This window comes from Candidatus Symbiopectobacterium sp., assembly GCF_020054415.1.
Taxonomy (GTDB): Bacteria; Pseudomonadota; Gammaproteobacteria; order Enterobacterales; family Enterobacteriaceae; genus Symbiopectobacterium.
Genome location: NZ_JAHWCO010000102.1, coordinates 1 through 11,602, shown reverse-complemented (window position 1 = coordinate 11,602; position 11,602 = coordinate 1). Strand labels below are relative to the sequence as shown.

The following is an 11,602-nucleotide window of genomic DNA, read 5'->3' as shown; positions in this document are numbered from 1 at the left end:
CAGCGTATTGAGCGTGCACATCTGACACTGCGTAACCGATTGCAACGGCTCAATCGCAAGACGCTCGGATATTCAAAATCATCCGAAATGCACGATAGGATCATCGGTACTTAAATCGAACGCGAGTACTACGTTTGATGCTACATCAACTCATTGAATACACGACCCGTACATCGCCTCGATATGGCCACCAGCGGTGTGATTGCCGTCGCGTTGACCAAAGCGGCCGAGAGAGAATTGAAACGCCAATTTCGCGAACGATAGCCCAAAAAATCCTATATCGCACGGGTATGGGGGTGGCTGGAGTACGATGAAGGATTGATCGATCTGCCCCTGATTTACGACTGGCCCAATCGCCCAAAACAGAAGGTCTGTTTTGAACAGGGAAAACCGGCGCAAACCCAGTATCAGGTACTGACGTGCGAGACCGATGGCACCACACGCGTGAATCTGATGCCAATTACCGTGCGCTCACACCAATTGCGCGTACACCTGCTCGCACTTGGGCACCCGATCCTCGGTGATGGTTTTTACGCCCACCCTGAAGCCAAAGCCTTGGCACCGCGTCTGCTGCTGTACGCACAGGAACCGGCTATCACGCACCCCGCGTTTGGTACGCCGATGCACTTTCGTTGTGAGCCTGATTTCTGATTTTTAAGGTAATCGTCAAGAAAAACGCGGGAAAACTGGAGAGGGGTTACTTGGCGGCGTGACTGCTTTTCAAAAACTCATAGGCGGCCTGAATGTCTTGCGCCTTGCGTTTTGCCATGTCCATCATGCGCGGAGAGAGCCCCTTACCCGCCAGTTTATCAGGATGGTGCTCGTTCATTAGTTTACGATAAGCGCGTTTTACCGTCGCCGCATCATCGCTGGTGCGCACGCACAGCGTGTGGCAGGCACTCTCAAGCGTTGGCCCCCGCATATAAGGCGGCTGCTGACGCTGCCCGCCCTGCGATTGGCCGCCATACGACTGCCCACCATAAGATTGATTGCGACGCTGGTATGATTTGCCATTCTGCCTTGATTGGTGTTGCTTCGATTGACCCTGTTGCTGAGACTGGCGCTGCTGCCCTTCCATATTGCGCATGAAAAATTCGAACTGTTCACGCGTCACGCCCAACTCATCCGCAAACACGTACAATAACCGCCGTTCGTTCGGATGCAGCGCACCGTCGTTAAACGCGACCTGAAGCTGGATATCGAGAAACATTCTGATCATATAGAAGCAGCCCAAGCAGGCATCGCGCAGCTTACGCAATTTGGTGCGTACCGGGAACGCATTTGATTTCCCTTCACGAAAGGCCTGCTGCGCTGCCAGACGCGCCTCACCGAACAGCTCAAACCGGTCCATCATCAAGGTGGCAGCCTGAATATCCGCTTCAGTGACGCGCCCTTTGGATTTGGTCAGGTGCCCCATGGCCTGAAACGTGGTGAGAAAAAATAGCGACTGTCGGGTAGACTGTGCGGAAAAATAATCACGGCGACGCGCAGCCTTGGCTCTATCAACCATATGGCCCATCAGTACGCCCGTAATCACACCCCACACGCCGCCGCCGGACATAATACCCAGTATCAAGCCCAGCAACTTGCCCCAATAGCGCATATACTTCCTCAAATCCTCATGCCGTCGGCCAAAAATTGCTTTATCATACCCGTCATTTAGCGTTGCACCTAACGGCAGAGCAGAGAAACAGTGGGGAATTTACACGGGCGCAACGTAAGCCAGTGATATAGTCTCTGACCGTTTGCCGGCATGATGCCCTTGATGACGGAACACCGATACCGCGTATGAAAAAATGTTTTCCAACTCTGCTGGCCACCTTGATTGGGTCGGCGCTCTACAGCCAACACGCGTTGGCCGATCTTGCCGCTCATTGCCGGCTTGGCGTTCCTACGTTTACACGGCAGCTGGTCACTGGCGAGACCAATACGCTCCCGGTACATATTCAGGCGGACAAAAGTGAAGCCAACTATCCGGATAACTCCCGTTTCCTGGGTAACGTCAACGTTGAGCAAGGCAACAGTCTCTTGCAGGCCGATCAGGTGGAACTGCGCCAGAGCGGTACTGGCGCCCCGGTACGCACCATCACCGCCACTGGCAATGTCAATTATGATGACAACCTGGTCATCCTGAAAGGCCCCAAAGCCTGGTCTAACCTGAATACGCGAGATACCGACGTGTTTCAGGGCGATTACCAAATGGTTGACCGTCAGGGCCGTGGCGATGCCGATAAAATGCAAATGCGCGGTGACAATCGCTACACCATTCTGGAAAACGGTTCCTTCACTACTTGCCTGCCGGGAGATGATAGCTGGAGTGTCGTCGGTTCGGAAGTGATCCATGACAGGGATGAGCAATTTGCTGAAATTTGGAATGCGCGCGTCAAAATTGGCGACGTACCGGTCTTCTATAGCCCTTACCTGCAACTGCCCGTGGGTGACAAACGCCGCTCCGGCTTTTTGATTCCCAACGCCCGCTACAGTGGCAGCAGCGGCTTTGAACTGATCACGCCCTACTACTGGAATATCGCACCCAACATGGATGCGACCATTACGCCGCACGTCCTGACCAAGCGCGGCGTACAGTTGCAAAACGAATTCCGTTATCTTGCCGCGCCAGGCACCGGTACGGTGCAGTTGGACTGGCTGCCGAATGACAGAGCCTATCGTCGTGACAATGAAGACGACAGAGATACGCGCTGGCTTCTTCACTGGCAGCACGACGGTATCATGGATCAGGTGTGGCGCTTTAACAGCGATTACACCAAGGTCAGCGAAATCAACTATTTCAAAGACCTCGATTATTCTTACGGCTCCACGACCAGCGGCTACGTGAACCAAAAATTCAGCGTCGGCTATGCTAACCAGGATTGGGACGCTACGTTATCCAATAAACAGTTCCAATTGCTGGCGGCTAACACCAATAATGATGTTTACCGCGCCGAGCCCCAACTCGACCTCAACTACTACCGAGAGGATATCGGCCCGTTCGATATGCATCTTTATGGGCAGGCGGTAAAATTTACCAACATGAACAACAACCGCCCCGAAGCGACGCGTTTTCATGCTGAACCAACGGTCAGTCTGCCATTGACCAACCGGTGGGGTAGCTTGAACACCGAAGCGAAGCTGAGGGCAACCCATTATCAACAAACCAATCTGGAACGCTTCCGTGCCGATCCCAATGCGCAAATCAGCAACATCAAGCGCGATGCGCTGAAGGATTCGGTCAATCGCGTTTTGCCGCAGTACAAAGTTGACGGCAAACTGGTATTTGAACGCGAAATGGATTGGTCCAACGCCTTTACCCAAACGCTGGAACCGCGCGTACAGTACCTGTATGTGCCTTACCGCGATCAAAGCAGCATTTACACCTATGACTCTACGCTGCTGCAAAACGACTACACCGGCCTGTTTCGCGACCGCAGTTACAGCGGGCTGGATCGCATCGCGTCGGCCAATCAGGTTGCAACCGGCTTGACTACCCGCGTTTATGATCAAAATCTGGTGGAACGTTTTAATGCTTCCGTCGGTCAAATCTATTACTTCGATCGCCCCAGAACCGGGGATAGCACTGCGGTAATGGATAAAAACGACGATAACGGCAGTCTGGTGTGGGCCGGTGACAGCTATTGGAAGATTAACGATCTGTGGGGCATACGCGGCAGTTTGCAATATGACACGCGCCTAGAGAGCATTTCTCAGGGCAACGCGGTGCTGGAATATCGCCAGGATAGCGAGAAACTGGTGCAGTTGAACTACCGCTATGCCAGCAGGGAATATATTCAAAACTCCGTACAGAATCTGTTGGCAAGCCGTGCCTATCAGCAAGGCATTTCGCAAGTGGGGTTCACCGCAGCATGGCCGATTGCCGACCGTTGGTCCGTGGTCGGTGCGTATTACTACGACACCAAAGCGAATCAAACCGCCAACCAGCGTATCGGCCTTCAATACAACACCTGCTGCTGGGCCGTCAATATGGGCTACGGGCGGAAAATTACCGACTGGAATACCAATCGGCAGTCCAGTGAGTATGACAACAAGTTCTCGATCAACATCGAGCTGCGGGGTTTAAGCAGCAATGAAACGCTGGGTGCGCAAAAAATGCTGCGCTCAGGTATTCTGCCTTATCAGCGCGCATTCTGATGCGGTCATGCGCGCGTGGAATGAACGGTAACACATCAACTTTTAATCCGCCTTGCGGGTGAAACTAACGGGAAAGGTATGAAGAACTGGAAAACACTTATCCTCGGGCTGGCCCTCAGCGCCAATGCAGCTTTTGCTACGCCACAGGTTGTTGATAAAGTCGCCGCCGTCGTGGACAACAGCGTCGTGCTTGAAAGTGATGTCAGCACGCTTTTACAGTCCGTGAAGATGAATGCGCAGAAAGCGGGACAACAGTTACCGGATGAGAGTACGTTGCGCCACCAGATCCTCGATCGTCTGATTATGGATAACATCATTTTGCAAATGGCAAAAAAAATGAATATCCAAATTAGTGATGCGCAGTTTGATCAGGTCATCAACAACATCGCGGCACAAAACCGCATGACGCTCGACCAGCTAAAAAGTCAGTTAGCTTATGAGAATCTGACCTATAGCGCCTATAGCAACCAGATTCGCAAAGAGATGACCATTGCCGAAGTCCGTAATAACGAAGTGCGTCGCCGCATCACCGTCCTGCCGCAGGAAATTGACGCGCTGGCGAAGCAGATCGCTAACCAGACCGGTGAAGACGATGAACTGAACCTGAGCCACATTCTGATCCCTCTGGGAGAAAACCCGTCTCAGCAGCAGTTGGACGATGCAGAAAACCTGGCTAACTCATTGGTACAACAGCTGAAAGGTGGAGCCGACTTCGCCAAGCTGGCGATCGCACGCTCGGCGGATTCACAGGCGCTGAAAGGCGGCGAAATGGGCTGGTGCAAACTTCAGGAGATCCCATCCCTGTTCGCTGAACGCCTGACGCAAGCCCAAAAAGGCCAGGTAGTCGGCCCGATTCGTTCCGGCGTGGGTTTCCATATTTTGCGCGTTAACGATATTCGTGGCGGCGATAAATCCGTTTCCGTTACCGAAGTGCATGCACGCCACATCCTGTTGAAACCGTCTGTCGTGATGAACGACAGTCAGGCACAGGCAAAACTGGAGGAAGTAGCACAGCAGATCAAACAGGGAACGACCGATTTTGCGGCTCGGGCAAAACAGCTTTCGCAAGATCCTGGTTCAGCCAATCAGGGCGGCGATCTGGGATGGGCTGCGCCGGATATGTACGATCCGTCATTCCGCGATGCGCTGATGAAACTGCGCAAAGGGGAAATCAGCGCCCCGGTCCACTCCTCCTTCGGCTGGCACTTGATTCAACTGTTAGACACACGTCAGGTCGACAAAACCGACGCAGCGCAGAAAGATCGTGCTTACCGCATGCTGTTTAACCGTAAATTCTCTGAAGAGGCGCAAACCTGGATGCAGGAACAACGTGCAGCCGCTTATGTGAAGATCGTCAACGGCAGCGACAGCGACAGCAGCTCAGCACAATGACCATAACTACGTCTCGTATCGTCATCACGCCCGGCGAACCCGCAGGGATTGGTCCGGATCTCATCATTCAACTGGCCCAGCGTGACTGGCCGGTAGAACTTGTGGTGTGCGCCGACCCTGCGTTGCTTCGCAGTCGAGCAACGCTGCTGAGTCTGCCGCTAACTCTGCGAGACTACCAACCCGGTGCTCCTGCAAGCGCGCAACGTGCAGGTTCGCTGACGATATTACCAGTTGCATTATCCGCAGAGGCTTCCCCCGGTGAACTTAACGTCGATAACGGCCTGTACGTAGTCAACACGCTGGCGCGCGCCTGTGATGGTTGCCTGAGTGGAGAATTTGCCGCGCTCGTGACCGGCCCCGTGCATAAAGGCATCATCAACGATGCCGGTGTGCCTTTTAGCGGACACACCGAATTTTTTGCCGATCGCAGCAGCTGCGAAAAAGTGGTGATGATGCTGGCGACCGGGGAACTGCGCGTGGCTCTGGCGACCACGCACCTGCCGCTGGCTGACGTTTCCCGTGCCATTACCCGCGACTGTCTGCATGAGGTGATTGCGATTTTGCAGCGCGACCTACAGCAGAAGTTTGGGCTGGCCCGGCCGTGCATTTACGTGTGCGGACTCAATCCCCATGCGGGCGAAGGCGGCCATATGGGACGAGAGGAGTTGAATATCATCATTCCTGCACTGGATGAACTGCGCGCGCAGGGGATGAATCTGGTGGGCCCGTTGCCCGCAGATACGCTATTCCAACCCAAATACCTGAAAGAAGCAGACGCCGTACTGGCGATGTATCACGATCAAGGGCTGCCGGTATTGAAATACCAGGGATTTGGCCGAGCGGTTAACATTACGCTAGGCTTACCTTTTATCCGCACCTCTGTCGATCACGGCACCGCGCTCTCCCTCGCGGGAACGGGTGACGCAGAACCGGGAAGCTTTATCACGGCATTGCAGCTTGCCGTCAACATGACTCAACACCATAACGAAACACCGTAATGAATAATCGCGTCCATCAAGGCCACTTTGCCCGTAAGCGTTTCGGGCAGAACTTTTTAAACGATCAGTTCGTGATCGAGAGTATTGTTTCCGCCATTCATCCCCAAGCCGATCACGCCATGGTGGAGATTGGTCCCGGCCTCGGCGCATTAACGCTGCCCGTTGCCGAGCACCTTACCCGGTTTATGGTTGTAGAACTGGACCGCGACTTGGCTGCTCGATTAACGGTGCATCCGCAACTCAAAGATAAGCTTACCGTTATTCAGCAAGATGCCATGACGGTGAATTTCGCCGAGCTTTCGCAACAGATTGGCCAGCCGCTACGCGTTTTTGGCAACTTACCTTACAACATATCAACGCCGTTGATGTTCCATCTGTTTATCTATACTCACGCTATTCGAGATATGCACTTTATGTTGCAAAAGGAAGTGGTGAACCGCCTTGTCGCTGGCCCGAACAGCAAAGCCTATGGCCGGTTAAGCGTGATGGCACAATACTACTGCCATGTGATCCCGGTGCTTGAAGTGCCACCTACCGCTTTTACGCCACCGCCCAAAGTGGATTCTGCTGTCGTACGTCTTGTTCCTCATGCCGTACAGCCTTATCCTGTTGCTGATGTCCGCGTGCTGAGCCGTATTACTACAGCCGCCTTTAACCAGCGCCGCAAAACATTGCGCAACAGCCTGGGTAATGTGTTCAGCGTCGAGCAGCTTGTCGCGTTAGAAATTGATCCCGCTGCCCGTGCGGAGAATGTCTCTGTAGAGCAATACTGCCGGCTGGCCAACTGGCTGTCTGAGCATCCGCCAACGCAGGAATAACTGGAAGTGTCGCGATGATTAATACGCCCCGTGTTTGTGTTCAGGTCCAGAGTTTTTATGTTGAAGCGCAGTCCGAGCCCGATGAGAGCCGCTTTGTCTTTGCTTACACCATCACAATCCGCAATCTGGGGCGTAATCCTGTCCAACTTATTGGGCGCTACTGGATGATCACCAACGCCGATGGGCGTCAAACTGAAGTTCAGGGTGAAGGCGTGATCGGGGAACAACCAGTGATCGAGCCTGGCAGCGAATTTCAGTACACCAGCGGTACGGTGCTGGAAACGCCGCTGGGCACGATGGAAGGCCATTACCACATGGTCGATCATCAGGGCGATGCGTTTCAGGTTCCTATTTCTGTTTTTCGTTTAGCGATCCCCTCACTGATACATTGATGATGTCTACCTACTTAATTGGCGATGTGCACGGCTGCTTTGACGAGCTAATGGCGCTGTTGGCACAGGTTTCTTTCAATCCGGCGCACGACAGGCTGTGGTTTACCGGCGATCTGGTGGTACGCGGTTCTGCCTCATTGGAGGTGTTGCGTTATGTGCGTTCGTTAGGCCCCGCCGCACAGATGGTGCTGGGCAACCACGATCTTCATTTGCTGGCAGTTTATGCAGGTATCAGCAGGAATAAGCCGAAAGATCGTCTTAACGATCTGCTGAATGCACGGGATGTTGATAACCTGATCAACTGGCTGCGCCGCCAACCGGTGATGCTGGTCGACAACGACCTTAAACTGGTGATGGCCCATGCCGGTGTAACGCCGCAGTGGGATCTGGAGACTGCGCAACTGTGCGCACGTGAAGTGGAAGCCATACTCAGCAGTGACAGCTATCCGCTGTTCCTGGACGCCATGTACGGTGATATGCCCAATCACTGGAGCCCGGAGCTGAGTGGTTTACCGCGTCTGCGCTTTAGCACCAACGTATTTACCCGCATGCGTTACTGCTTCTCCGGCGGGCAGCTAGACATGATATGCAAAGAAGCCCCTTCGCAGGCGCCTTCGCTGCTCAAGCCGTGGTTTTACTTGCCGAGCCCTGTCGTAGAAGGGAATGCCGAAACGCCGGGCTATGCCATCGCATTCGGCCACTGGGCCTCTCTGGAGGGAAAAGGGACGCCAGATAACATTTATGCGTTGGATACGGGGTGCTGCTGGGGAGGCGAACTGACGATGTTGCGCTGGGAGGATAAGCAGGTCTTTACTCAGCCGTCATTGGCGCAAGGCATGGCAGCCGTCGGCGCAGAATAAGTAAAACACGCGCGGCCTGATTGTGCCGCGCGTACATCTATGCGGTTAACGCCGTTCGAGAATCTCAAAGCAATAACTGTGCAAATTCTTTTCATCCGGATCATGAAACTCGCTGAACACCGATGACCACGCATCCGGCTCGTACTCCGGGAAATGGGTATCCCCCTCCACTTCGGCATCAATATGCGTCAGATACAGACGGGAAGCTTGGGGCAGCATTTGCTGATAAATACTGCCACCACCGATGACCATCACCTCTTCCGCGCCTGAAGCAGCCTCTAGCACCGCCTCTAAGGTCGACACCCAGGTCACACGCTCATCGTCACCAGCGCGGCTGCTGACAACAATATTTTTTCTCCCCTGCAATGGCTGGCCGATAGAGCGAAACGTGTTACGTCCCATAATAATGGGCTTATTTAACGTCTGGCGCTTAAACCACGCCAGATCCGCCGGTAAATGCCACGGCATGGCGTTTTCCATGCCGATAACACGATCCACCGCCAGTGCTGCAATCAAACTAATCACCATGGTAAAGCCCTATAGCTCAAAAATTGCAGACACTATACGGAAAGGTTATGGGTACGTCGATACGGCGATTTTCTGATGGACAAAATAAGTAAAATCTTAATACCGCTACACGCCAGGACGTTTGCGATACAACCAAATCCCCGGCAGAGACAGCCCTATTGACAGCGCACCAACAATAAAAGAGGCCTTGAGGAAATGCGTGATCAGAACGCGCATCAACGCTTCGCTGTAGCCCTGATGGGAAAGCTCCACCAACGAGATCATCGCAGTATACGCTGAAATACCGGGGAACATCGGAATCACCGCCGCCACGGTAAACACTTTCGGGTGCGCCAACAGCCAGCGCGACCAGCGAATCCCGATCACACCGATCAATATAGCCGCCAGAAACGATCCCCATTCGATGGGCATGCCCATCTGCACGCACAGGAAACGCACGCCGTGCCCCACGCCCCCCAGCAGTGCGCAATAAGGCAACGCCTTGACCGGTACATTGAACACCATAGCAAAACCCAGCGCAGGCACTGACGCCAGCAAAATATCCTGCAAGAGCCCCCACAGTAGCGTTAAGCCCATGTGCGTAACCCCCACATTGCCATTGCAGCCACGACGCCAATACAGGTTGCCAACGTCAATAGGCTGGCAACCGCCCAGCGCGCCAGTCCGGTATTCACATGCCCTTTAAACATATCCGCTACCGCATTAATCAGCGGAAAACCGGGCACCAGCAGCAGTACACTGGCTGCCATCGCCACCGTCGAGGTTTGATGAAATGTAGGAACGCGCAGCAACAGCCCGGATACCGACGTGGCGACAAAGGCGGTAATACAGAAGTTGATCAGGGGATTGAGATGGCGCGATGTCAATACCTGACGCACATACATTACTACACCGCTGGCAAGCATGGTGACCACAAAGGCATCCCAACCGCCGCCATTAAGCTTACTGAAGCAGCCGCACGAAAGCGCTACCATGGTTACCACCAGCCAGCGCGGATAGCGCAGCGGCTTGATGCCTGTCAGGCGTTTTTCTACGCCAGCCACATCCAGCAGTTTGTGCTCGGCCATGATCACGACATGCTGCACTTCGGTCACCACATGCATATTGATGCCGCGATCGACGTTCTTGCGCGTCGAGGTCAGGCAGTGTCCATTCATGATGGTGGTAAGGACGATGGCGTTGGCAGAAATGGAGCTTTCTACACTATCCACCCCGAGCGCCAGCCCGAGGCGCGAAGAGAGTTGCTCAACTACCGTGCTCTCCGCACCGTGCTGCAACAGCATCAGTGCGCATTGGATACACAGCCGGGTGATTTCCCGCTGCTGTGGTGTTTCGCTGACCATACGAAGACCCTGACTGATAAAATTAAGACACGCAAATAATTCGAAATGATGACGGATATAACCATAAATAAAGCAAGTATACTTGTTAACACAACGCGCTCTGATTGCTAATATTGCTGACAAGAATAAAATCTTATGAGTGCATCACACTCGTTACCGCGTTAAGATAGACCGCGCACCGTTTTTCCGCTTCGTCACCCACTTGGACGCTGTTGATGCTTGAAACTTCACTGTTTGTCGCCACCATCGCGACGCTGGGTATGCTCTCGCCTGGCCCCGACTTCTTTCTGGTGATCAAAAACGCTGCCCGCTATGCGCGTCTGCCTGCCATGATGACCGCCTTGGGCGTCATCACCGGTGTCGCAACGCATATGGCCTATTGCGTCGCCGGGTTAGCGGTGGTGATCACCACCACACCATGGCTGTTTAACATTTTAAAATATGCTGGGGCGCTTTACTTGATCGTGATCGGTATTCAGGCATTACTTTCTCGAGGCGGCAGCAAGCTGAATGTCGCTTCGCTACCGCACCAAGACGTCAGCTTGAAAAAGGCTTTCCTGCAAGGTTACCTGTGCAATCTGCTTAACCCGAAAGCCACGCTGTTCTTTCTTGCCATGTTCACTCAGGTACTGAGCACCCACTCCAGCGTGGGAGAAAAATTGTGGTATGCCTTTATTATCTGGGGACTGGCTGCGGTATGGTGGCCCCTGCTAGTGCTGCTGTTCCAAAGCGGCCCGGTACGTCTTGCATTGGAAAAAGCACAAAAGCTGGTGGATAAGCTACTGGGTACAGTGTTGATTGCACTCGGCATCAAGGTGGCATCGGGGTAACACATTTCCTCATCGTTCAGACAGTAAAAAACCAGCGCATAAGCGCTGGTCAGACTGCTGACAAAGCCATTTTTCGCCCTTGTCATCCTCTGCGAAAGCCAGGGATCTCTGTCCGAAGAAACGCGTTTCATCTGCAAGGATCCTGTTTAAGATTTTGTGTAAATGCCTTTCCTCAGAAGTGACCGTCAAGGCGGTCACCGAACTCGATAATAAAGCGACTCATTGCCATACGCCAGTCCTGTAAGGGCATCGTCCATTTCTGTGATGCAGCCTGGATTGCCAGCCATACGACCTT

At 53.5% G+C, this 11,602-nt stretch carries 12 protein-coding genes and 2 pseudogenes; 9 read left to right on the top strand and 5 right to left on the bottom strand.

Annotated features, from left to right (window positions below):
• Both QZ506_RS03140 and QZ506_RS03135 read left to right on the top strand, forming a co-directional pair.
• Positions 1-114: IS1 family transposase (locus QZ506_RS03140; protein ID WP_291969005.1), on the top strand; the 114-nt coding region annotated here is incomplete at its 5' end.
• A 30-nt stretch (positions 115-144) separates the two neighbouring features.
• Positions 145-651, top strand: a pseudogene (locus QZ506_RS03135) (pseudouridine synthase).
• A gap of 46 nt (positions 652-697) precedes the next feature.
• Here QZ506_RS03135 and djlA read toward each other — a convergent pair.
• Positions 698-1,603, bottom strand: coding sequence for a co-chaperone DjlA (gene djlA / locus QZ506_RS03130; RefSeq protein ID WP_291969001.1), 906 nt, complete (start codon positions 1,601-1,603; stop codon positions 698-700).
• A gap of 185 nt (positions 1,604-1,788) precedes the next feature.
• On the opposite strand from djlA, the gene lptD reads away from it, so the two are divergent.
• From lptD to apaH, 6 genes are all read left to right on the top strand, one after another.
• Positions 1,789-4,146 (top strand): LPS assembly protein LptD, encoded by a 2,358-nt coding sequence (lptD, locus tag QZ506_RS03125; protein WP_291968999.1) that lies wholly within the window; start codon positions 1,789-1,791, stop codon positions 4,144-4,146.
• A 78-nt stretch (positions 4,147-4,224) separates the two neighbouring features.
• The gene (gene surA / locus QZ506_RS03120) at positions 4,225-5,538 is read left to right on the top strand and encodes a peptidylprolyl isomerase SurA (RefSeq protein ID WP_291968997.1); all 1,314 of its coding nucleotides are present in this window, start codon (positions 4,225-4,227) and stop codon (positions 5,536-5,538) included.
• Positions 5,535-6,536: a 4-hydroxythreonine-4-phosphate dehydrogenase PdxA gene (gene pdxA, locus QZ506_RS03115; protein WP_291968995.1), complete on the top strand. Its 1,002-nt coding sequence runs from the start codon at positions 5,535-5,537 to the stop codon at positions 6,534-6,536. The genes surA and pdxA overlap by 4 nt, the downstream gene beginning before the upstream one ends.
• Positions 6,536-7,354, top strand: coding sequence for a 16S rRNA (adenine(1518)-N(6)/adenine(1519)-N(6))-dimethyltransferase RsmA (gene rsmA / locus QZ506_RS03110; protein ID WP_291968992.1), 819 nt, complete (start codon positions 6,536-6,538; stop codon positions 7,352-7,354). Before pdxA ends, rsmA begins: the two co-directional genes overlap by 1 nt.
• Before the next feature lie 14 nt (positions 7,355-7,368).
• A complete protein-coding gene (apaG, locus tag QZ506_RS03105) occupies positions 7,369-7,746 on the top strand; it encodes a Co2+/Mg2+ efflux protein ApaG (RefSeq protein ID WP_291968990.1) in 378 nt (125 codons plus the stop codon).
• Positions 7,747-7,748: 2 nt separating this feature from the next.
• On the top strand, positions 7,749-8,606 hold the full coding sequence (gene apaH, locus QZ506_RS03100) for a bis(5'-nucleosyl)-tetraphosphatase (symmetrical) ApaH (RefSeq protein ID WP_291968988.1): 858 nt from the start codon (positions 7,749-7,751) through the stop codon (positions 8,604-8,606).
• 45 nt (positions 8,607-8,651) lie between these two features.
• On the opposite strand, the gene folA is transcribed toward apaH, so the two are convergent.
• From folA to QZ506_RS03085, 3 genes are all read right to left on the bottom strand, one after another.
• A complete protein-coding gene (gene folA, locus QZ506_RS03095; protein ID WP_291969002.1) occupies positions 8,652-9,131 on the bottom strand; it encodes a type 3 dihydrofolate reductase in 480 nt (159 codons plus the stop codon).
• A 108-nt stretch (positions 9,132-9,239) separates the two neighbouring features.
• On the bottom strand, positions 9,240-9,710 hold the full coding sequence (locus QZ506_RS03090; RefSeq protein WP_291968986.1) for a threonine/serine exporter: 471 nt from the start codon (positions 9,708-9,710) through the stop codon (positions 9,240-9,242).
• The gene (locus QZ506_RS03085) at positions 9,701-10,477 is read right to left on the bottom strand and encodes a threonine/serine exporter ThrE family protein (RefSeq protein WP_291968983.1); all 777 of its coding nucleotides are present in this window, start codon (positions 10,475-10,477) and stop codon (positions 9,701-9,703) included. Before QZ506_RS03085 ends, QZ506_RS03090 begins: the two co-directional genes overlap by 10 nt.
• 215 nt (positions 10,478-10,692) lie before the next feature.
• Between QZ506_RS03085 and QZ506_RS03080 the strand changes: the two genes are divergently transcribed.
• Positions 10,693-11,307, top strand: a complete 615-nt coding sequence (locus QZ506_RS03080; RefSeq protein WP_291968981.1) for a LysE family translocator — start codon at positions 10,693-10,695, stop codon at positions 11,305-11,307.
• A gap of 172 nt (positions 11,308-11,479) precedes the next feature.
• On the opposite strand, the pseudogene QZ506_RS03075 reads toward QZ506_RS03080, so the two are convergent.
• Positions 11,480-11,602: pseudogene (locus QZ506_RS03075) on the bottom strand (IS256 family transposase); the annotation flags it as partial.